This is a genomic window from Mesorhizobium sp. M0960, assembly GCF_040319055.1.
Classification (GTDB): Bacteria; Pseudomonadota; Alphaproteobacteria; order Rhizobiales; family Rhizobiaceae; genus Mesorhizobium.
The window spans coordinates 131,935-153,825 of the sequence record NZ_JAMYNN010000008.1 but is presented as its reverse complement, the minus strand read 5'-3'; the positions used below and the strand labels follow the sequence as shown (position 1 = coordinate 153,825).

General features: G+C 64.3%; 20 protein-coding genes. 6 read left to right on the top strand and 14 right to left on the bottom strand.

The genetic code is table 11. The features are described 5' to 3' along the window. Window positions 1-43 precede the first annotated feature (43 nt). From NKH63_RS17090 to NKH63_RS17065, 6 genes are read right to left on the bottom strand one after another with little or no spacing between them, the layout of a single operon-like run. Window positions 44-505: a MarR family winged helix-turn-helix transcriptional regulator gene (locus NKH63_RS17090; protein ID WP_023718174.1), complete on the bottom strand. Its 462-nt coding sequence runs from the start codon at window positions 503-505 to the stop codon at window positions 44-46. Beyond that, on the bottom strand, window positions 502-1,086 hold the full coding sequence (locus NKH63_RS17085) for an amino acid synthesis family protein (RefSeq protein ID WP_023718173.1): 585 nt from the start codon (window positions 1,084-1,086) through the stop codon (window positions 502-504). The genes NKH63_RS17090 and NKH63_RS17085 overlap by 4 nt, the downstream gene beginning before the upstream one ends. Further along, a complete protein-coding gene (locus tag NKH63_RS17080) occupies window positions 1,079-1,954 on the bottom strand; it encodes a UPF0280 family protein (protein ID WP_352918196.1) in 876 nt (291 codons plus the stop codon). Before NKH63_RS17080 ends, NKH63_RS17085 begins: the two co-directional genes overlap by 8 nt. Continuing rightward, on the bottom strand, window positions 1,954-3,495 hold the full coding sequence (locus NKH63_RS17075; RefSeq protein ID WP_352484339.1) for a 6-hydroxynicotinate reductase: 1,542 nt from the start codon (window positions 3,493-3,495) through the stop codon (window positions 1,954-1,956). The genes NKH63_RS17080 and NKH63_RS17075 overlap by 1 nt, the downstream gene beginning before the upstream one ends. Continuing rightward, window positions 3,492-6,245, bottom strand: a complete 2,754-nt coding sequence (locus NKH63_RS17070) for a molybdopterin-dependent oxidoreductase (RefSeq protein ID WP_352918244.1) — start codon at window positions 6,243-6,245, stop codon at window positions 3,492-3,494. Before NKH63_RS17070 ends, NKH63_RS17075 begins: the two co-directional genes overlap by 4 nt. Then, the gene (locus NKH63_RS17065; protein WP_352918194.1) at window positions 6,245-7,105 is read right to left on the bottom strand and encodes an FAD binding domain-containing protein; all 861 of its coding nucleotides are present in this window, start codon (window positions 7,103-7,105) and stop codon (window positions 6,245-6,247) included. The genes NKH63_RS17070 and NKH63_RS17065 overlap by 1 nt, the downstream gene beginning before the upstream one ends. Before the next feature lie 272 nt (window positions 7,106-7,377). Here NKH63_RS17065 and pncA point away from each other — a divergent pair, with 272 nt between their 5' ends. Then, window positions 7,378-7,977 carry a bifunctional nicotinamidase/pyrazinamidase gene (pncA, locus tag NKH63_RS17060; protein ID WP_023718168.1) on the top strand — a complete coding sequence of 200 codons (600 nt, stop codon included), beginning with the start codon at window positions 7,378-7,380 and terminating at the stop codon, window positions 7,975-7,977. Between the two features lie 39 nt (window positions 7,978-8,016). Continuing rightward, a complete protein-coding gene (locus NKH63_RS17055) occupies window positions 8,017-9,444 on the top strand; it encodes a sodium:proton antiporter (RefSeq protein ID WP_023718167.1) in 1,428 nt (475 codons plus the stop codon). Here NKH63_RS17055 and NKH63_RS17050 read toward each other — a convergent pair whose 3' ends face one another. From NKH63_RS17050 to gcvA, 8 genes are all read right to left on the bottom strand, one after another. Beyond that, window positions 9,445-10,164: an ABC transporter ATP-binding protein gene (locus NKH63_RS17050; RefSeq protein ID WP_352918192.1), complete on the bottom strand. Its 720-nt coding sequence runs from the start codon at window positions 10,162-10,164 to the stop codon at window positions 9,445-9,447. Further along, window positions 10,157-10,885, bottom strand: a complete 729-nt coding sequence (locus NKH63_RS17045; RefSeq protein WP_023718165.1) for an ABC transporter ATP-binding protein — start codon at window positions 10,883-10,885, stop codon at window positions 10,157-10,159. The genes NKH63_RS17050 and NKH63_RS17045 overlap by 8 nt, the downstream gene beginning before the upstream one ends. Further along, window positions 10,882-11,844, bottom strand: a complete 963-nt coding sequence (locus NKH63_RS17040) for a branched-chain amino acid ABC transporter permease (protein WP_023718164.1) — start codon at window positions 11,842-11,844, stop codon at window positions 10,882-10,884. Before NKH63_RS17040 ends, NKH63_RS17045 begins: the two co-directional genes overlap by 4 nt. Next, window positions 11,841-12,722, bottom strand: a complete 882-nt coding sequence (locus NKH63_RS17035; RefSeq protein ID WP_023718163.1) for a branched-chain amino acid ABC transporter permease — start codon at window positions 12,720-12,722, stop codon at window positions 11,841-11,843. Before NKH63_RS17035 ends, NKH63_RS17040 begins: the two co-directional genes overlap by 4 nt. Window positions 12,723-12,808: 86 nt before the next feature. Next, on the bottom strand, window positions 12,809-14,113 hold the full coding sequence (locus tag NKH63_RS17030) for an ABC transporter substrate-binding protein (RefSeq protein WP_023718162.1): 1,305 nt from the start codon (window positions 14,111-14,113) through the stop codon (window positions 12,809-12,811). 163 nt (window positions 14,114-14,276) lie between these two features. After that, the gene (locus tag NKH63_RS17025) at window positions 14,277-15,725 is read right to left on the bottom strand and encodes a hypothetical protein (RefSeq protein ID WP_352640298.1); all 1,449 of its coding nucleotides are present in this window, start codon (window positions 15,723-15,725) and stop codon (window positions 14,277-14,279) included. A gap of 176 nt (window positions 15,726-15,901) precedes the next feature. Further along, window positions 15,902-17,206 carry a nicotinate phosphoribosyltransferase gene (gene pncB / locus NKH63_RS17020; RefSeq protein WP_352484344.1) on the bottom strand — a complete coding sequence of 435 codons (1,305 nt, stop codon included), beginning with the start codon at window positions 17,204-17,206 and terminating at the stop codon, window positions 15,902-15,904. A 192-nt stretch (window positions 17,207-17,398) separates the two neighbouring features. Then, entirely contained in the window at window positions 17,399-18,373 is a 975-nt protein-coding gene (gene gcvA, locus NKH63_RS17015; protein ID WP_352918191.1) for a transcriptional regulator GcvA, read from the bottom strand. 180 nt (window positions 18,374-18,553) lie between these two features. Here gcvA and speB point away from each other — a divergent pair, with 180 nt between their 5' ends. The 4 genes from speB to NKH63_RS16995 all read left to right on the top strand — a co-directional run bounded on the left by speB (window position 18,554) and on the right by NKH63_RS16995 (window position 21,882). Continuing rightward, complete coding sequence (gene speB, locus NKH63_RS17010; protein ID WP_023722517.1) at window positions 18,554-19,615, top strand: agmatinase; 1,062 nt, start codon at window positions 18,554-18,556, stop codon at window positions 19,613-19,615. A gap of 138 nt (window positions 19,616-19,753) precedes the next feature. After that, window positions 19,754-20,563 carry a transporter substrate-binding domain-containing protein gene (locus tag NKH63_RS17005; RefSeq protein ID WP_031195178.1) on the top strand — a complete coding sequence of 270 codons (810 nt, stop codon included), beginning with the start codon at window positions 19,754-19,756 and terminating at the stop codon, window positions 20,561-20,563. Window positions 20,564-20,569: 6 nt separating this feature from the next. Continuing rightward, window positions 20,570-21,238, top strand: coding sequence for an amino acid ABC transporter permease (locus tag NKH63_RS17000; protein ID WP_023722519.1), 669 nt, complete (start codon window positions 20,570-20,572; stop codon window positions 21,236-21,238). After that, complete coding sequence (locus tag NKH63_RS16995) at window positions 21,235-21,882, top strand: amino acid ABC transporter permease (RefSeq protein ID WP_352484347.1); 648 nt, start codon at window positions 21,235-21,237, stop codon at window positions 21,880-21,882. The genes NKH63_RS17000 and NKH63_RS16995 overlap by 4 nt, the downstream gene beginning before the upstream one ends. Window positions 21,883-21,891: the final 9 nt, after the last annotated feature.

Below are 21,891 nucleotides of genomic sequence, written 5' to 3'. Positions count from 1 at the left end.
GCGCCCGGCAGGAGTAACAACTAAACGCTCGGCAGGTGGCAGCTCAAGCCAGCTTGGCCAGCAGCTTCATGAAAATGGCCGCCTCCTTGGCGGAAAGCGGTGCCAGCGTTTCCTGCGTAATCTCGCGGGCAAGCGGAATCAGCCGCTCGATCGCGTCGCGCCCCTCGGCCGTCAGATTGACCAGCAGGCGCCGTTTGTCGACTTCGTGTTTGCTAAGTTCGACAAAGCCTCGCGCTTTCAGCCGGTCGATGACGCCCTTCACCGTCGCGGCATCCATGGCGATCAGGCTGCCAAGCTGGTTCTGCGAGGTCTCGCCGACGTCGCGCAATTTGGCCAGGGCGGCAAATTGCGGCGGCGTCAGATCGGCGATGTGTGCGGCGAAGATCGAGACATGGCGCTGGTGCGCCTTGCGCAGGATAAAGCCGACCTGCTCCTGCAAGCGATAGTCGTTTTCGTCAGGCTCCTCGGCCTCGACCAGCTTGAGCAGATTGTCTTCGGCGCTCACCTCAGCCCATCCCATGCCTTGATGTCCTTGGCAGCCAGCCCGCCCATGCGGTCATGCACGCGCGGGCCGCAGGTCATTGCGAGGCAAAACAGGATCTCGTCGGGACGCGGGCCATCGCTGATGCCGATTTCCATGGCATCGAAATGGCTGCGCACATAGGCCGCGTTGATGTGGCCGAGCGGCACATCGAGCCGCGCGCCGAAGCCGCCGACCTTCTTCGACGACGGCACGATCGACTTGGCGTCGCCAAGCCGTTCGCGCATGGCATAGCCGCCCGGCACATGCCACAGCGCGCCATGCTCCAGCTCGCCCGCCGCGCCGACGATGGCACCCTTGCCGTAACCGTCGATCTGTTTCACGTCGCCGCCCAATGCGGCAATGAGCCTGTCGGAGAGCAGCAGCCCGAGCGGCTTCAAATCCTCCATCGCGCTCTGCAGTTCCTCGACGTAACGGCCGGCGAACGGGTTCTTCACCACAGCCATGGCCGCGGCGCGGCGCCGCGGCACCTTCGCCACCGGCCCGCCTTCGTGAAAAATCTCTTCGGTCAGCACGGCGATCTTGCGGATCGGAAACTCAGGCATGAGCAATTTCCCTCTCTAAAACTTTGTTGGCGAGCGCCATCGGACCTGCGATGCGCACCTGACCGCCGAGGAAAAGCGCCGCGGCGGCAATCAGGCCGCGCCGCCGAAACTCCTCGGCAACGGCAAATCCGCTTTCCAGCGCAATAGCGATTTCAGCGGCGGAAAGCGGCCCCACGCCCTGCGTCACCAAACGGTCGCCGAGATCGCTGTCCGGTGCGAGATCGTGCGCCCGTATGCGCGTAACGGCGGGATGACCGGGCAGATCGACGGCGTTGGCGATCAAGGTCGCGGCGGCGTCGGCTTCAGCACCCGTCCGCGCCAGCACGGTGACGGCGTCGGCGATGCCCAGCGAAAAGGACCGGCCGCGCCAGCCGCTTGTTGCGACGCCGCGGATCCCGTCTTCGGCGCGGATCGTGAGACGGTCTGCCAGTCCGTGACCTGTTCCGGCAATGGCAAGCGTCATCGACTGGCCGTGGCCGAGATGGATCGCGCTGTCGCCGCCATTGTTGACATAGGCGCGCTCGAGCCGGCGGCCGGCGAGCAGAACGCCAAGCACTTCGTCGGCTACCGAGCCGGCGACGGCCGCCATCGGCGTGATGAATTGTTTCGCTAGCGGAACGACCGCCGCTTCCATGCGACGTGCCGTCGGGCCGACAAACATGCGAGGACGCAGCGGCGCCTGGCGACGCAGTTCGGGCAACTCTTCGACCAGTTCGGGCAGGATTGTCTGGAAGCGCGTTGCCGCCTGATGATAGGCGGCGCGGCATTCGCTCGCCTCGCCGAAGGCCTCGACGATCAGATCGATCGGCCCATGATTGAGGTGAAGCCTTCGGCCGTCCTCGAGCCAATGCGCCTGCGGGCCGTTCATCACCCTGCCCCATTTGTCGTCGCGCGCCGCAGCTGCACCAGCGGCGGCCAGGGATTGTCGCGAGGTGCGGCCTTGCCGCGGCGCGGGTTGAGATACTCGCCGCCCTTGGCCAGGATATCGTCGACGCTGCGGATTTCGGCTTCATAGCCGCCGAGCCTGACATAATCGTCGCGGCGCATGGTGAATTCGATGGGCGCCACCAGCGCCGGCGTCGGGACATAGCCGAAGGCGCCTTCCGGCACGCGGATGACGTCGACCATCAGCGTGATGCCGCCGCCCGGCCAGACATAGACCGGCGCGCCGCCGACCGTCACATAGGTCTTGAGGCCCTGCACCGAGCGGGTCAGATTGACCGGGTTCTCGGTGACGCCGGCGCGCAGCGAGCCGCCGGCGCCGCCGACGAAAAGCACGGTGCAGAGCGCCGGCTCGCAATTGTCCTCGATCAGTTCAACCGACTTCCGCAGCCGCTCCGGGAACGGTTTCTGCACCGGCTTCAATTCGTCGTCGAGCTCGTAATAGGCGAATTGCTCACCGGTGGTCGAGACCATCAGCAGCGACATGCCGGGGCGCGCACCCTTTTTGGCGCTCCATTCACCAAGGATCGACAGCGGGTCGGAGATATTGGTGCCGCCCCAGCCGAGGCCGGGCTCCGACACCTTGAAATAGCGGCCCGGCGTCGAACGGCGGCCGATGATCTTGATGCCGGTATCCTGCCAGCCAAGCACCTTGCCCGCCTGATGCTCGGAGACGACGCCGGTGATGTGGTCGTCGACCACCACCACCTCGTCGACAAGGCCGCGCCACTGGGTGGCGAACATGCCTATGGTGGCCGAACCGCAGCCGACGCGCATGCGCTGCTCAAGTTTGCCGTCGATGACAGGCGGTTTGCCGGCTTCGACGATGACGGTGGCGCCGCCGTCGATGACGAGCTCGACCGGCTTGCGGTTGCACAGCCTGAGCATGGCATCACAGGTGGCGCGCCCTTCAGCCTTTGAGCCGCCGGTCAAATGATGCACGCCGCCCAGCGACAGCATCTGCGAGCCGTATTCGCCGGTGGTGACATGGCCGATCGCCTCGCCTTCGGCACGGACCGTTGCCGTTTCGGGGCCGATATGACGGTCGGTGTCGATCTTCACCTTGACGCCGCAATAGGAGAAGATGCCCTCGGTGACGACGGTGACCAGATCGACGCCCTCGACCTCCTGGCTGACGATGAAGGGCGCCGGCTTGTAGTCGGGATAGGTGGTGCCGGCGCCGATCGCGGTGACGAAGCGGCGGCCGGTGTTGACCAGTTCGCCGTCCCAGCCCTTGCCTTCCTCGGCAAAGGGCACGACCGCGCCGCCTGTCTCGGCCGCGTGGTCGAGGATGGTCAGCGGATCCATCCGCACGATCCTGCCGCCAACATTGCCGTAGCGATCGCAGGCGCCGGTGCGGCCATCGGCGATGTAGCACATGACCGGACAGGCATCGCACCGGATCTTCTCCGCCACCAGCTTCTCGCCGGGATCGTGTGTCTCGAAGCGTTCGGCAAGCTCGCTCATCGGCGCGCCTCCTTGTCGAGGATGGCGGCGCGGATGCGGGTCGGAGTCGCCGGAATCTTGGTGACCACCACACCGGCGGCATGGCGTATGGCGTTGAGGATCGCCGGCGCCGTCGGGATCAGCACATGCTCGCCCAAACCCTTGGCGCCGAAGGGTCCTTCCGGATCCGGAACTTCTATCAAGATGGTCTCGATCGGCGGCACGTCGCCGATCGTCGGGATCAGATAGTCGTGCAGGTTTTCGGTGCGGCCGGGGATGTATTCTTCCATCAGCGCCATGCCGATGCCCTGGGCGATGCCACCCTCGATTTGGCCTTCGGCAAGCAAGGGATTGATGGCCTTGCCGACATCGTGCGCGGCGGTGATTTTTATCAGCTTCACGGTGCCGAGCCTGAGGTCGACCTCCAGTTCGGCGATCTGGGCGCCATAGCCATAGACGGCGTAAGGCTTGCCCTGACCTTTTGCATCGAGCGGCTGCGTCGGCGGGTCGTAGCTTTCCTCGGCCCGGAAGACGAATCCTTCGGCGTCTGCCTTCAGCGAGGAAAGATCGATGCGGCGCGTCGCTTCGCCTTCCCCGATGCTCAGACTTGTGCCGTCCAGCGCAATCGCCGCCTTTTCCGAGACATTGGCGAAACGCAAGATCTCATCGCGCAAGGCGCGGCCGGCCTTTTCGGCGGCCTTGCCGGTGACGAAGGTCTGGCGCGAGGCCGATGTCTTGCCGGCGTCGGGGGTGATCGCCGTGTCGGCGCCTTTCAGCCGGAGCTTTTCAAGCGGAAGCCCCAACGCGTCGGCGCAGATCTGCGCGATGACAGTGTTCGAACCTTGCCCGATATCGACCGCCCCCTGATGCAGGACGACTTCACCCGATACCGAGATGCCGACCTTGACGGTCGACGGATTGGGCAGCGAGGTGTTGCCGCAGCCGTACCAGCAAGAGGCCACGCCGACGCCGCGTTTTTTGATGCTGCTACCGGCATTGAACGCTTCGGCATCACGAAGGGCACGCCGCCAATGTGAGCGGAGGGCCTCCAGGCAGTCGGCGATGCCGACGCCTGACTCGAGCCGCTGCCCGGTAACTGTTTCGGATCCGTTCCGAAGGCAGTTCTTCAGGCGAAAGTCGAGCCGGTCCATGCCTAGCTTGTCGGCCAACTCGTCATAGAGGGTCTCCTGCATGATCGTCGCCTGCGGCACGCCGAAACCGCGAAAGGCGCCGGCAATCGGGCCATTGGTGTGGATGGCGCGGCCTTCGGCGCGATAGTTCGGCGTCGCATAGGGGCCGGAGGCGTGCACCGGCACGCGGTTGGCGACCGTCGGCCCCCAGCTGGCATAGGCGCCGGTGTTGAAATCGCCGGCGAAGACCATGCCGGTGACGCGGCCGTCGGCATCGGCGCCGATGCTCGCTCTCATCCGAGCGGGATGGCGCTTGGTGGTCGAGATCATCGATTCGGTGCGGGTATAGGCGAGTGCCGCCGACCGGCCGGTTTTCATGGCGACGAGGCCGATGAGCGGTTGCAGCGAGACATCGAGCTTGGAGCCGAAGCCGCCGCCGGTGGCGGTCGGCACGATGCGCACCTTTTCCGGGGCAAGGCCGAGCACTTTTGCCGTGTCGTCGCGGTCCATATAGGGGGCCTGCGTGCAGGCGACGACGACCAGCGTATCGCCGTTCATGAAGGCATAGCCGGCTTCCGGTTCGATATAGGCATGCTCGACATAGGAGGTGTCGATGGCGCCGGAAACGACGAAAGCCGCACCGGCAAGGGCGGCCTCGGGGTCGCCACGCTCGACGAAGCCGGAGGTGAGCAAGTTCGAGGGCCGGTTTTCATGGACCAGTGGCGCGCCGCTGGCCTGTGCTTCGCAAGGGTCCAGACGATGCGGCAATTCGGTCCAACTGACAGGAAAATCGGCAAGGTCGAGATCGAGGATAGCCTCGCGTTCGCCGGCAACCAGGGCCACCGCCTCGCCGCGAAAGCGCGAAAATCCTTCGGCAAGCGCCGGCTGGTCGGCGAAGGGGGCAATGACGCCGAAACAATTCTTTCCCGGGATATCGGCGGCGGTAAAGACGCCGGCAATGCCGGGACAGGATTTCACCCAGCTGCCGAGATCGCCAAAAGTGAAAGCGGCATGATAATGCGGCGAGCGGACGACCAGCACTGACAGTGCATCCGTGGGGAAGGAATCGCCGCCGAATTTCTCGACGCCGGTGACTTTCGGCACGCCATCGAGGCGGATCGGAGAGGAGCCCACGGCATGGCCGGATCGTGGCAGGCGCGGATCGAGACCGTCGGCATGGCGCGAAGCATCCATCACCGCGGCGACGATCTTGCGGTAACCAGTGCAGCGGCAGAGAACACCGCCCAGTGCATCCTGCGTTTCGGCCTCGGTCGGGTAAGGCGTCCTGTCCAGGAGTGCCGTTGCGGCGACCAGCAGGCCGGGCGTGCAGGCGCCGCACTGTGCTGCGCCATGGCTGAGGAACGAGGCCTGCAGCGCCGACAGCCTGCCGTTGGCGAGACCTTCGACGGTCGTTACCACGGTGCCGGAGGCGGAAGCCGCCGGCGTCAGGCAGGCGCAGACCGGCTCGCCGTCGACCAGCACCGTGCAGGCGCCGCAATCGCCGGCATCGCAGCCGATCTTGGTGCCGGTCAGCCGCAGCTCGTCGCGCAGCACCGCGGACAGCCGTCGCACCGGCGGTACGCAAACGCTGACGGCGGCGCCGTTGACCTCGAAGGCGATGTCGGCGCGCTCCATGCCCATCATGCTGCCACCCTTTCGCCGGGAATAGCGCCCACAGCACCAAGCACGGCACGGGCAACGATCTCGCGCGCCGCATCCAGCCGATATTCGGCGCTGCCGCGCACGTCGCCGATCGGCGACAGCTCGTCCATTGGCGCGGATTGGATGGCAGTGGCCAGCGCGGGGCCGACCGGACGGCCGCGCAGCGCCGCCTCGACGCCCGCCAAGCGCCTGGCGACGACCGAGCAGGACCCGACGGCGACGACCGCGTTCCTGACGATGCCATCTTCGATGGCCAGGCGTGCGGCGGCCATGGCGATGGAGATGACGAGATAACGCCGTGCGCCAAGCTTCACGAAGGCGGAGCTGCCGGCGGTCGCGGGTTTGGGAATGCGGATTGCCGTGACCATTTCGCCGGGCTGCAGAGCGGTGCGACGGTTGCCGAGGATGAATTCTGCAAGGGGCAGATGCCGGGTCGCCACCGAGGAACGCAGTTCGACCTCGGCGTCGAGCACCAGCAGCGCCGGCACGCCGTCGGCGGCCGGCGAGGCATTGCAAAGATTGCCGGCAATCGAGGCAACGTTCTGGATCTGCACCGAGCCGACTTCCCGCGCCGCCTGCTTCAGCGCGTCGAAAGCCGCCGGCAGCGGATGGCGGACGAGATCGGTCCAGGTGGTGCGCGCGCCAACGAGCCAATGGTTCTCGGCTTCGGCAATGCCGCGCAATGCCGCCAAGCCATTGATGTCGAGGACATTGTCGCGGAAAGGCTTGCTGCCCTGTGCCGGATAGAAGTCGGTGCCGCCGGCGAGGATGCGCCATTGTCCTTCGCCCAGCAAAGCGAGGGCGTCGTCGACCGTGGTGGGTTTTGCGTAACGGATCACGCTTTGCCTTCCCAGAATGGACTTCCCGAGAGGGGATCCTGCCGAAAGATTTTCCCGAGCATGCAAGGCAGGAAATTCATTCGTATGCAAATGATATCAAGCCGGCAGGAATTGTCAAAGCCAGAGTTTGCACGGCTATGGGCACCGGTGCGCCCGGAACGCATTTGTTATGCCGTGAGAGGTTGACGCAGCCGGCCATCTGGTCAAGTTTCTGCGTCCGGTCGCGTTTTCATTGGAGCCTAAGCTCAAGACCAAGAAAATAAGGAGGCTCCATGGCCGACGAAGCGCTTGTCGTCATCGACCTGCAGAACGATTTCTGCCCGGGTGGCGCCCTGGAAGTGGCCGGCGGCGACGAAATCGTGCCGTTGGTCAACGACCTGATCCGGCGGACCGAGCACGTCCTGCTGACGCAGGACTGGCACCCTGCCGGCCATTCCAGCTTTGCCTCCAGCCACCCCGGCAAGCAACCGTTCGAAACGATCGATGTGCCTTATGGCCACCAGACGCTGTGGCCGGATCACTGCATCCAGGGCAGCCTGGGATCGGATTTCCATTCGGGCCTCGCCTGGAGCAAGGCCGAGCTGGTGATCCGCAAAGGGTTCCGTCCTGCGATCGACAGCTATTCGGCATTCTTCGAGAACGACCGGACGACGCCGACCGGCCTTGCCGGCTATCTTCGGGATCGGAACATCGAGACGCTGACCCTGGTCGGCCTAGCGACGGATTTCTGCGTCGCCTTTTCGGCGCTCGACGCGGTCAAGCTCGGTTTTGAGACGTCCGTGCGGCTCGACGCCTGCCGCGGCATCGATCTCAACGGCTCCGTGGAGAGGATGCTGGGCCGGATGCGCGATGCCGGCGTGGCACTGATTTGAACGTCATCCAGCGAACCTGACAGACTTTTGAGGGGCTTCATGCGGTTTGCGGCGTTGACGGCAAGTGCTGCACTGATTGCCGCAATCTTTTCTCCGGGAGCGGTTCTCGCGGCCGAAGCGCACGAATTGCCGGGCGCCGCCATGTCGCTGTGGTGGGTGCTGCCGTTTGCCGGGCTATTGCTTTGCATCGCGACCGGGCCGTTGCTCTTCCGTCATGCCTGGGAGCACCATTACGGCAAGATTGCCGCTTTCTGGGCAGCGTTGGTGATCGGGCCGCTGGCGCTCGCCTTCGGCATCCCGTCGGCAACGCAGGCGGTGCTGCACGCGCTGCTCACCGAATATATGTCGTTCATCATCCTGTTGTTCGCACTGTTCACCATTTCGGGCGGCATCTTCGTTGCCGGCAACATCCACGGCACGCCGCTGGTCAATGCCGGGCTGTTGCTGGGCGGCGCTGTGCTTGCTTCGATCATCGGCACAACCGGCGCCTCGATGATCCTGATCCGGCCGCTCATCCGCGCCAACGACAACCGGCGCTTCAACGCCCATGTCGTCATCTTCTTCATCTTCCTGGTGTCCAACATCGGCGGGTCGCTGACGCCGCTCGGCGATCCGCCGCTGTTCGTCGGCTTCCTGCGCGGCGTCGATTTCTTCTGGACGACAGTTCACCTGTTGCCCGAGACACTGTTCGTCGCCGGCGTGGTGCTGGCGGTTTTCCTGGCGATCGACATCATCATGCATCACCGGGAGGAAGGCGCGCCGAAGATCAAGGATCCGACGCCCGACAGCAAGGTGCGCATTCGCGGCCTGGCCAACATCCCGCTGCTGGCAGGGGTGATCGCCGCGATCCTGATTTCCGCTGCCTGGAAGCCGGGAGTGAGTTTCTCTTTTCAGGGCGTCAGCCTCGAGCTGCAGAATCTGGTGCGCGACGCCGCCATCCTGATACTGGCCTTCACGTCGCTTGTCGTCTCGCCAAAGGAGTTTCGCGGCGCAAACGCCTTCAGCTGGGGGCCGATTGCCGAGGTGGCGAAGCTGTTCGCCAGCATCTTCATCTGCATCGTGCCGGTCGTCGCCATATTGCGGGCCGGCCTCGACGGCGCGCTGGCGCCGTTGGTGCTGCTGGTCAGCTCGCCGACCGGCGCGCCCGACAATCTCGCTTATTTCTGGCTGACCGGGGCGCTGTCGTCCTTCCTCGACAATGCGCCGACCTATCTGGTGTTCTTCGAGCTGGCCGGCGGCGATGCGCAGCATCTGATGACCGAGCTCGCCTCGACGCTGGCGGCGATCTCGGCCGGCGCGGTGTTCATGGGTGCCAACACCTATGTCGGCAATGCGCCGAATTTCATGGTCTATGCCATTGCCAGGCATCGCGGCATCAAAATGCCGAGCTTCTTTGGCTACATGGCGTGGTCGGGCGCCGTGCTGATCCCGACTTTCCTGCTCGCCGGCTTGCTGTTTTTTGCCTGATCAGCCGACGCCGACATAGCGGCGGACCGCCGAGGGATCAGCACGCAGTTCCTCAACGTCGACCGTCTCGCGATTGCGGCCGTTTTCGATGAAGCAAACGCGGTCTGCGACCGAGAGCACGGCATCGACGCGCTGCTCGACAAGGATTGTCGACACGCCAAGCGCACGCAGCTTCGAAACGGTTTCGCGGATCTTGGCGATCATCGACGGCATCAGCCCTTCGGTCGGCTCGTCGAGCAGGAGCACCTGCGGTTCCAGACACAGGGCGCGGGCCATGGCCAGCATCTGCTGCTCGCCGCCCGATAGCGTGCCGGAACGCTGCCTGAGGCGCTGGCGCAGCAGCGGGAAGAGATCGAGCACGTTTTCGCGCGTCGCCCTGCCCTTGTTGCGGGCCATCAGGCCGATCTCGATGTTTTCAGCCACCGTCATCTCGGCGAACAGCCGCCGGCCCTGCGGCACATAGGCTACGCCGGCCTTGGGCACCTCGTGCGCCGGCAGGCCGGTCAATTCCCGCCCTTCGAGCCGGATCGAGCCGGCGCTTGCCGGCACCAGGCCCATGATCGCCTTCAGCGTCGTCGTCTTGCCGGCGCCGTTGCGGCCGAACAGGCAGAGCACCTCGCCCTCGCTCAAGACGAGATCGAGGCCATAGAGCACCTGGACCTCGCCATAGAAGCAATCAAGCCCGGAGATCGTCAGTGCCCTGGACTGGGCCTCAGCCATGGGTCGTCCCCAGATAGGCGTCCTGCACCGCGGCATTGGCGCGGATCTGCTCGGGCGTGCCTTCAGCTAAAATCCTGCCGGCGTTGAAGACGGTGATGCGGTCGGCGAGCTGCATGACCACCGGCATGTTGTGCTCGATCAAAAGCACGGTGGCGCTATCGGCGATCTCGCGCACCAGCTCGATGAAATTGTCGATCTCGCTGTCGGCCAGCCCTTGCGTCGGTTCGTCGAGGATCAGCAGCCGCGGCTTCAGTGCCAGCCCCATCGCCACTTCCAACAGGCGCTGGTGACCGTAGGACAACTGCCCGGCCGGCATTTGCGCCCAGTCGGCAAGTCCGGTGCGCTCGAGCGCCGCCATGACGCCGGTGTGAACCGCGCCCTTCGAGCGGCTGTCGGTCAGCGTGCGCTGCACCGGCAGGGCAACATTGTCGTAGGCGCTGAGATTGGCAAAGACGCTGGTGATCTGGAATGTATAGGCGATGCCAAGGCGAACCCTGGCGTAGGCAGGCAGGCTGGTGATATCGGCGCCGTCGAAGATGATCGTGCCCGACGAGGGCTGGATGCGGCCGCTGACCAGGCTGACGAAGGTGGTCTTGCCGGCACCGTTGGGGCCGATGACAGCGCGGATCTCGCCCGGCATCAGCGCGAAGTCGACGCCGTCGACGGCGCGCAAGCCGCCGAAACTGCGCGACAGGTCTTTGGTGGTCAAAAGCGGCATCATGGCAGCCATCCGAGCCAGCGCTGGCGAATGCTGCCGAGAATGCCTTTTGGGAAAAACAAAACCAGCAGGATCAGCGCGATGCCGACGATCAGCAGATAGGCGGAGGTGTAGCCGCTAGCGACGTCGATGACATAGTACATGAACAGCGTGCCGATCAGCGGCCCGAGCGTGGTGGCAGCACCGCCCAGCAGCACCCAGAGCAGCGGCAGGATGGAATACTGCACCGAAGCGAAGCTCGAGCCGACATAGCCGAACAGCAGCGCATAGGCGGCGCCGGAACCCGCGCAGATGGTGCCGGAGACGATGACGGCGGCGAGCTTGTTGGAAAACGTATCGTAGCCGAGCATTTTTGTCCGCTCCTCGTTCTCGCGGATGGCGACCAGCACGCGGCCATAGCCGGAGCGGACTATGGCCAGGCTTATAAGCAGCACGATCGAGAACAGCGCCAGCGCGCTCATATAGCGCACGGTCGGGTTGGTGAGGTCGAGCGACGTGCTGCCCAGGACAAGGACACGCATCGACTGCGGTACGACCATGCCCTGGTCGCCGCCGGTCCAGGCGGCGAGATAGAGGATGACGAGATAGAATACCTGAGCGAACATCATTGTTACGATCATGAAGGCGACGCCGGAGGTGCGCAGCGCCAGCAGCGCGATCACCAGCGCGAGAAGTGCGCCGCAGGCAAGCCCGGCTGCGAAGGCGGCCGATACGCTCCAGCCGAGATGAATGACGGCGAGGCCGGCGCCATAGAGCCCGGCTGAAAAAAACATGGCATGGCCGAGGCTGAGCAGCCCGACATAGCCGAACAGCAGATTGTAGCCCATGGCGAAGACCGCCAGCACCATGATGCGAGCGAGCAGGCCGTGATGGTATTCCGGCAAGACGAAGCTCAGGGCGAAAAGCAGGGCGATGACGCCGAGGTGCAGCGCATATGGCTTTGCCGGCGAAGCATCCTTCATCGCGATGCCGTCCCGAACAGGCCCTGCGGCCGGAACACCAGCACCATGGCGACGAGCAAGGTGGCGATGATCTTGGCCAGCGTCGGTGAGAAGAACACCGAGATGATGCCGTCGGAAAGGCCGATCAGCACCGCGGCGACGACCGTGCCGCGCAGCGAGCCGAGGCCGCCGATGATGACGACGATGAACGACAGCAACAGCGGGTCTTGTCCCATCAGATAGTGGGCCTGGCTGATCGGCACGATCAGCACCGCGGCCACAGCCGCCAGCATGGCGCCGAGCGCGAAGACGCCGGCATAGACTCTGGTCACCGGAATGCCAAAGGCCTGCGCCGTCTCGCTGTCATATTGCGTGGCGCGCATGATGAGGCCGATTTTCGTGCGCGTCAGCACCAGCCAGGTCGCGACCAGAAGCAGCGCGGATGCGGCGATGATCGACAGCTTGTAGCCGGAATAGCCGAACCACGGCAGGAGGATGCGGTAGCTGAACGGCGGCTCCACAGGCCGCGCCTCCGGGCCGTAGAAGGTCAGCGCCAATTGCTGGATGATGTAGAGCATGCCGATGGTGGCGACGATGGTGGCTTCCGGATTGTAGTTGAGTCGGCGCAGGACCAGCCGTTCGGCGAGCAGTGCGATCAAGCCGACGATCAGCGGCGCCAGCACCAGGGCGGCCAGGAAGCCGAGCGCCGGATGGCCGGATATCGCCGTAGAAATCGCCCAGGCAAGCACCGCGCCCAGCATGAAGAACTCGCCATGCGCGACATTGACGACGCGCATGACGCCGAACACCAGCGACAGGCCAAGCGCCGTCAGCGCCAGGACGGCGGAGGTGACGAGGCCTTCGAGGGCGGCGAGGAGCAGGTGGGGTCCGAAGTGCATCGGCTAAGCACCGGCGGATGCGCGAAGCACCCCCCTCTGGCCAGAGGGAGGTGTCTTGGCGCTCACGCTTGCTGCAGCAGCCAAGCTCACAGCGCCTGCGTCGTGTAATCCCCTTCCGGCTCGTAGAGGCCGTCCTCGATCTTGGTCTTGTGGACGACATTCAGCCGGCCGCCTTCGACCTTGGAGATGTTCTGGATGCCAAAACACTGGTGGATCTTGCCGTTGAAGGTTTTCGGTCCCTGCGGATGCTCGGGCCCCTCGGCGAACTCGGTCAACGCCTCGGTCGCCTCGACCAGCTTGGCGCGGTCTTCCGGGCCCTTATAGCCGGCATCCTCCATCGCCTTCTTGACGACGTAGAGCGTTTCCCAGCAGCCGAACATGTGCGCGGCGGTGGAGACGTCCTTGGGATCGCCGACAGATGCACCATTGTCGTCGATGCCGACGGCGGCACGATAGGCCTTCTGTGCAGGGGAGTCATCGGGCTGCGCATAGCGTGGCGAGCCTTCCCAGAAATGGCTGCCATCGAGGAATTCGAGGCCGGGGCTGTTGATGTCGGTGGCTTCGAGCGAATCGATGAAGCCGAACAATTGCGGCCGGTTGGAGCCGTAGAACTCGCCGAGTTCCTTGACGAAGGTGAGCACCGCCGGGCCGACCATGACGTGGTAAATCACCTCGGTCTCGGCCGGGATCTGCGGAAAATATTTGGTGAAGGAGGATTCCGTCGGCGGGATGGCGATCTGCGCGATGACCTCGGCGCCTTGCGCCTTCAGCGCCGGCGGCAGGTAGTCGCGATGATCGTAGCCGAAAGCGAAATCGGGGAATATCTGCGTCACCTTCTTGCCGGCATTGGCGGCAATCCACGGCGCCATCGACTGGATCTGGCTCTTCACGTCGGTGATGCCGGGCTGGAAGACGTAGCGGTTCAATTTGGTCGACGCGACGTGGTGACCTTCACTGACGACGAAATAGGGCATCTTGGCCTCGCCGGCGGCCGGCGCCGAGCCGATGACGACATGCGAAAACAGCGTGCCGTAGACGATGTCGGTCTTGTGCTGGGAGGCGAATTTGCCGACCACTTCGGCGCCCCGGCCGGGATCGGTGCCGTCATCCTCGATGATCACCTCGACCGGCCGGCCGTTGATGCCGCCGGCATCGTTGATCGCCTTGACCGCCGCGGCCGTGGTCTTCTCGTACCAGCGGCCATAGGCGGCGCCGATGCCGGTGCGGTGCGACTGGAAGCCGATCTTGATCGGCGCCGAGCTCTGCGCCTGGCTGTAGCGCACGAAGCCCGGCGCGACGGCAAGACCGGCGCCGGCGGCAAGGACCTTCAGCGCCGTGCGGCGGGTGAGAGCGGATCTGGAGAGATCGAAAAACCCATTCTTGTCAGTCACGGCAGTTCCCCTTGTTTTTGAGCTTTGACCAATGGCTGTAGCGAGGCGGGCCACTCTTGCTAAGAGGGCCGAAAACTGCATGTGTACAAACTAAATCACCAAAGCTCTGACGTGGCAAGCGAGCTTTCCCCAAGGTTCGATTGACGGGCATCGCGCATCTCGTTCACCCGGCGGTTGGCGTCGCAAGCAGCCACAAGCCGAAGACGGTGTAGGCGATCATCAGCAACGTGAGCGGAAACTGGCTGAGCGCGGCGCGAGCGGGAATGGGGTGCAATCGCCAGGCCAAGCCATGGGCGACAAGCACTGCAAGCATGTGGCCGGCTATGATGACGCCGGCCTGGAGATTCCACAGCCACCACGCCGAGCCGGCGCCGGCGACGACGCCGGCTTCAATTGGCAGTTCAGCGGTGCCGAACAGGTTCCAGCCCAGCGCAAACGGGTCGGAGAGAGCGGCAATCGCATATTGGCCGTCGACCAGCAGCGCCGTCAGATAATGCGCGAAGTGATAGGCGAGCGCGATCGGCACGATCGACCAGACTAGTAGCCCTGCGGCGTGAGCGAGGGAATGCTTGCTGCCGGCAAGGTGCTGGCCAAGAAAGACGGCAAGCGCGAACACGGCCGCAAGCACGACAAAGGTCAGCACAAGGCCGAAACTGCCGATGCCGATCAAGGCGGTGCGTCCCGGAAACTCCAGCGGATTGATGCCGAACCGGCCTAGCCAGAAGAAGGTTTTCGACAGGCCGTCGAAGGATACCGACGACAGCGCAAGCAGCAGGAAGGCGACGCCGCTGAGCGGCAGCGGCGCATCCTCGAGCAGCTTAGCGCCCGGCCAGCAGAGTTTGAGCCGGCCGTCCTCGTTGCGTTCGACGATGGCGAAGCGCGCCACCATCGAAAAGAACACTGTCAGGAACTCGCCGCTGCGGGTCCAGCCGCGGTAGCCGAAGACCTGCATGGCCGCGAAGCTTAGCAGCCAGTAGACGCCGGCGGCCCAGGTCAGCCGCCCCGGGTCATCGGGCGCCGGGTCGATCAGCTCGAACCAGGCGAAGGCGAAGAACAGCACGAAAGCCGGCCAATAGCCGAGCCACTGGGGCAGCCGCCGTGGCTCCGTTCTGTCGGACAGGCGCGAGACGACGCGGCAAGGCCCGTACCACGGATTGAGCCACGACCAGAGATCGCCGCTGAGCCCTTGCAGCAAAGCCAGCCCAACCCAGAGCAATGTCCATACGGTCAGCGGCAGCGGATTGGAGAGCGGATCGCGGCTGCCGAACAGGCCGGCGGCAGTGAGAATTGCAAAGCCGGCAAAGGATATCAGGCTGACGGCAGTCCGCGCGCCGTCGCCGAAGGTGAAAAGCGGCAGGCGTTTGCGCCAGAAGCGGTCGAGGGAGTCCGGCCTCAGTAGCGCCAGGACAAGGAAACTGGCGGCGACGGCGAGCGCGCCGCCGGCGACGTAGTAGCCGGTGGGGAGGAGCAGGACGTGGCCGCGGTCGGAGGCGTGGGCGAAGGCGGGGGTGGGCAGGAATACAGGTGCAAGGGCCAGGAAGAAGGAGAACCGCGGCAGGGCTACTAGGTTATGGCAGCGCTCTACGGCACCCCCCTCTGTCCTGCCGGACATCTCCCCCTCGAGGGGGGAGATTGGCAGTTGAATCGGCCGGCGCTTTTCTTGCCTCGTTGAGGGTTGGCCAGAGCGGAGATGAGAGCCAATCTCCCCCTCTGAGGGGGAGATGTCCGGCAGGACAGAGGGGGGTGGGCGGGAACTCATGCTTTCCAAGAAATACTTCTTGTCGGCCCTCACACCTTCACCAGCTGCTCCACGCGGTCCTTCTGGCCGAAAATGCGCAGATAGCGCTCGATCTCTTTCTCGTCGCCTGTCGACTTGGCCGGATTGTCGGAAAGCTTGACCGCCGGCCTGCCATTGGCCTCGGTGACCTTGCAGACCAGCGAGATGGCGTCGAGCCGGTTGGTCTCGGTCGGTGCGCAGCCTTCGAAATCATTGGTCAGGTTGGTGCCCCAGCCGAAGGACATGCGCACCTTGCCGCGGAAGTGGCGGTAGGTCTCCTCGATGGTCTCGACCTCAAGCCCGTCGGAGAAGATGAGCAGCTTCTGCTTGGGGTCCTTGCCCTTTTCGCGCCACCAGGAAATGATCTTCTCGCCGCCCTCGATCGGCGGCGCGCTGTCGGGGCGGAAGCCGGTCCAGTCGGCGACCCAGTCCGGCGCATCGCGCAGGAACGCCGCGGTGCCGAAGGTGTCCGGCAGCACGATCAGCAAATTGCCGCCGTAGTAGCGCTGCCAGTCCTGCAACACCTTATAGGGCGACTGCTTCAATTCCTTTTCCGAATTGGTGAGCGCGGCGAACACCATCGGCAGCTCATGCGCGTTGGTGCCGAGCGCTTCGAGGTCGTTGTCCATGGCGAGCAGGACGTTGGAGGTGCCGGTAAAGGCCTCGCCGATGCCCTCCTTCAACGCTTCGACGCACCAGCGCTGCCACAGGAACGAATGACGGCGGCGGGTGCCGAAATCCGAGATGCGGATGCCGGGCAGCGCCTTCAGCCGCTCGGTCTTGGCCCACATCTTGGCCTTGGCGCGGGCATAGAGCACGTCGAGCGCGAACGGCCCGAACGCCCGCATGGCCGCGCGAGATCGAAGTTCATTGATAATTGCCAGCGCCGGGATCTCCCACAGCGTCGTGTACATCCACGGGCCGCTGAAGGCGAGTTCGTATTGGCCGTCGCGCCTGGAGAGCTCGTATTCGGGCAGCCGGAAATTTTCCAGCCAGGCGAGGAATTCCGGTTCGAAGATCTGCTTGCGGCCATAGAAGGTGTTGCCGCCGAGCCAGATCATCTCTTTCTTCGAGAAGCGCAAGGTGCGGGCATGGTCGAGCTGCTCGCGCAGCTCCGTCTCGTCGATCTCCTCGGCAAGGCGGACCGAGGTGGTACGGTTGATCAGCGAGAAGGTGGCGTCGACCTTGGGATACATGCCCCAGATCATCTGCAGCATCAGAAGCTTGTAGAAATCGGTGTCGAGCAAGCTACGCACGATCGGGTCGAGCTTCCAGGTGTGGTTGTAGACGCGCCGCGCTATATCGGTCTTTGCCATCGCTCAATGCGCCTTCGCTGCTCGTTCTAGCTTTTGTCTAGCGCAATTCCGGACGGAAAACCGCTGCGCACTTTTCCTGGAATTGCTCCAAATGCCTCTTAGCATCGAATTTTTGAACGCGCCTCCCGCTTTGCGGGCTGGCCCGACAAAAAGAAGCCCCTGCGGCAAGCGGCGCCCACGGCAGTTTCGGCCTCAGGATGCGGTCTTGGCGCCGACCACCTTGAGCGCCGGACGCTTGCGGCGAGTGCCGATGCGGCCCGCCACCGGCGCGTCGGCGCGGCGGTCGGCCTGCTCTTTCTCGGCAAACAGCCAGTCGATGAACAATTGCACGATCGGCGCCGACCTCATCTCGTTGCGGCAGACGACGTAGAAATCATCGACCGCCGGCACGGAAAGGCTGAACGGCGCGACAAGCAGGCCCCTGGCGAGCAGTCCGCTTGCAGTTACCGTGTCGCCGAGCGCCACGCCATGGCCGTGAACCGCGGCCTCGGTCGCCATGCGCGCGTCGCCAAGATGGTGGCGGCGGCCGCGCTCGAGGTCCAGCGCGTCGGCAGCGGCCAGCCAGGTGTGCCATTCGCGGCCGTCGTCGCCATGCAGGAACACATGATCGGCGAGGTCGCGGACGGTGCGGATCGGGCGGTTGTTGATCAGCGTCGGGCTGACCACCGGGAACAGTTCGAGACCCGACCATTTGCGCATCCAGCAGTCGGTCCAGCTGCCGTCGCCATAGTGCACGCAGACATCGATATGCGGGGCGCGGACGTCCTTGGCATCATTCGATGGGATCAGCGTCAGCCGGATATCCGGATATTGCGAGGTAAAGCTGCCCAGCCGCGGGATCATCCACAGCAACAGCAGCGCCGGCACGCAGGATACCGACAGCGCGCCGGTGCTGGCCGGCCTCGTCATGCGCTGCGTGGCGGCGGCGATGCTGTCGAAGGCGGTCGACACCGCCGGCAGCAACTCGGCGCCGTGCGGCGTGAGCTTCACCCGCTGACCGGCGCGCTCGAACAGCTTGACGCCCAATGATTGCTCGAGCGCCTTGATCTGATGGCTGATGGCGCCGTGGGTGACGTTGAGCTCAGCCGCCGCCTTGGTCAGCGAGGCGTGGCGCGCCGTCGCCTCGAAGGCGCGCAGCGGGTTGAGTGGTGGCAAACGCTTGGCCATTTGGAACCTGAACTCTGTGAGATTTTCTCACAACAAACACCCTAACAATATCAATTGATTTTTCAATGCAGCTACAGGACACTTTGCCCAAGCATTGCATCAAGACTTGAAATCTACAGGCAGCCAACGGCCGCGGCTACCAAGGTCCTTGGCGCGCTGCACCAGCCATGGAGAACCGACATGGGTTATGATCGCGGCAAGCTCGAAGCGTTGCGCCGCAAATATGGCGAGAGCCATGGCGGCGAAATGTTCGACCCGAAATTTCAGCGTGTCGCCGACAAGATCTTCTCCAAGACCGGCACGCGGCTGGCGCCCTATTCCGGCATCCCGACCTTCCTCGCAGCGCCCTATCGTGAAATCGCCGCCGACAATCCGGATTTCGGCGATCTGCAGGTGGCGATGATCGGCGTGCCGATGGATCTTGGCGTCACCAACCGGCCCGGCGCCCGTTTCGGGCCAAGGGCGCTGCGCGCCATCGAGCGCATTGGCCCCTACAACCATGTGCTGGAATGCGCGCCGACGCATGAGCTGAAGGTCGCCGACATCGGCGACGTGCCATTCCAGAGCCGCTACCGGCTGGAGACCAGCCATGACGACATCGAACGCCGCACCAACCAGATCGTCGACGCCGGCGTCCTGCCCTTGTCTGTCGGCGGCGACCATTCGATCAGCCACCCGATCCTGAAGGCTGTCGGCAAGAAGGCGCCGGTGGGCATGATCCATATCGATGCCCATTGCGACACCAGCGGCCTGTTCGACATGACCAAGTTCCACCATGGCGGGCCGTTCCGCAACGCGGTGCTGGACGGCGTGCTCGACCCGAGCCGCACCATCCAGATCGGCATTCGTGGCTCGGCCGAGTACCTTTGGGAGTTCACCTATGAGTCCGGCATGACCGTGGTGCATGCCGAAGAGGTGACCGGCCTCGGCATTCCCGCCATTATCGAGAAGGCGCGCAGGATAGTCGGCGACGGCCCGACCTATGTCTCCTTCGATATCGACAGCGTCGATCCTGCCTTCGCGCCGGGCACCGGCACGCCGGAGGTCGGCGGGCTGACGACGCGCGAAGTGCTCGAGCTGCTGCGCGGCCTGAAGGGCCTCAATATCGTCGGCGGCGACGTCGTCGAGGTGGCGCCGCAATATGACGCGACCACCAACACGGCGCATGCCGGCGCGCAGGTGCTGTTCGAGATCCTCAGCCTGATGGTCTTCAGCCCGGCAATCACCGGCAAGGCGGGCTGACGCGTTCGACCATGACCCCGAAAAAGTAGGAACCGTTTTTCGGAGACGATCATGGTCCACTAGGGAATCCAAAGGCTACCGCCGCGCTGGAGCCGGCGGTTGCACTCAAACAAACAAGCTTCCAGCAGGGGAATAAAAATGACACTTCACATGAAACTCAAATCATCCATCGCCGCCGTGCTGATGCTCGGTGCGGCCGGTCTTGGTTTCACCACCCAGGCCGTCAATGCCGACGCGATCGACGACATCGTCAAGGCCGGCGCCATCAATGTCGGCATCTTTTCCGATTTCCCGCCCTTCTCCTCGGCCAGCGCCGATATGAGCATCAAGGGCTACGACATCGACGTGGCGCAATCCATCGCCGACCAGCTCAAGGTCAAGCTCAATCTGGTCAGCGTGACCGGGCAGAACCGCATTCCGTACCTGACCGACAAGCGCGTCGACCTCCTGATGAGCGTCGGCTATTCCAAGGAGCGTGAGCAGGTGATCGATTTCGCCGCCGCCTACGCGCCCTATTACATCGCCGTCATCGGCCCTGCAGCACTTGCGGTCAAAGGCAAGGAAGACCTTGCCGACAAGTCGATCGCCGTCAATCGCGGCACGCTGGAAGACACCTCGCTGACCGAGGCAGCACCCGCCTCGGCCGACATCCGCCGCTTCGACAACTACAATTCCGTCATCCAGGCCTTCATTTCGGGCCAGACCCAGCTGATGGTGGTCGGCAACGATGTCGGCGCCCAGGTGCTCGCCCGCCAGGAGGCGCTGAAGCCGGAACAGAAATTCCAGCTTCTCACCTCGCCATCGCATATCGGCCTCAACAAGAAGGAAGACCGCCTCAAGCAAGCGGTCAACGATGCGGTTGCCAAGATGCTGGCCGACGGCAAACTGGACGAAAGCTCGAAGGCCTGGCTGAAGACACCGCTCGATCCCGCCAATCTCAAGGATTGACGGCTGGTGACCTATAGCCTCGACTTCGGCTGGCTTGCCGGGGCGACAGGGGCGATCGCGCGCGGCGCGGCCACGACGATCCTGTTGATCGCCGTGACCACGCTGGCGGGAACGTTGCTCAGCATCCTCGGCGCCGCAGGGCGGCGGAACGGCCCGCTGCTGCTCAAGCGGGCGATCGGCGTCTATGTCGAGGTGATCCGCAACACGCCGTTCCTGGTGCAGCTGTTCTTCATCTTCTTCGGGCTGCCAAGCATCGGCGTGAGGCTCGATCCCGTGCTGGCAGCCATGCTGGCGATGACGCTCAACATGGCGGCGTACACGATCGAGATCGTTGGCGCCGGACTCGACGCGGTGCCGCCCGGGCAGACGGAAGCGGCAATGGCGCTTGGGCTCAGGCCGCGCCAGGTCTTCATCAAGATCGTGCTGCCGCAGGCGCTCAAGGTGATCTATCCGGCGCTGACCAGCCAGATCGTCATCATGATGCTGGAATCCGCCGTCGTGTCGCAGATCGCGGTGCGCGAGCTGACCTACGAGGCCGACATGCTGCAGGCGCGCACGTTCCGGGCTTTCGAGACCTATTTCGTGGTGACGGTGGTCTATCTCATCCTGTCGATTGGGCTGCGCCGTCTGCTGATTGGCGGCGGACGCCGGCTTCTCGGAGCCGGCGTATCATGATCGAATTCACCTTCTGGGATATTCTGCGCAACCTGCTGCTGGCGGCGCGCTGGACGGTGCTGTTGTCGTTGGCTGCCTTTGTCGGCGGCGCCGTGGTCGGCATGATCGTGCTGTTCCTCCGGATCGCCAAGAATAAATGGGCGCGCCGGTTTGCCTCCGGCTACATCGCGCTTTTCCAGGGCACGCCGCTGCTGATGCAGCTCTTCCTGATGTTCTTCGGCTTGCCGATGCTGGGCCTGCGCATCGAGCCGTGGACCGCGGCGGTGCTTGGCCTGACCTTCTTTGCCAGCGCCTATCTCGCCGAGATCTGGCGCGGCGGCGTCGATGCATTGCCACGCGGCCAGTGGGACGCCGGCGCCAGCCTCGGCCTGCACTATCTGCAGGAACTCCGGCTGATCATCCTGCCGCAGGCGTTTTCGATCACCCGCGCGCCGACCGTCGGCTTCCTGGTGCAGCTGATCAAGTCGACCGCGCTGACCTCGATCATCGGTTTCGAGGAGCTGGTGAGGACATCCAACGCAATCAACAATGCGACCTTCGAACCGTTCAAAGTCTACGGGCTGGTAGCGCTGATCTTCTTCGTCATGTGCTTTCCGCTGACGCAATATGCGCGCTCGCTGGAACAGCGGGCGGCGGCCCGCTGAGCGGGCGAC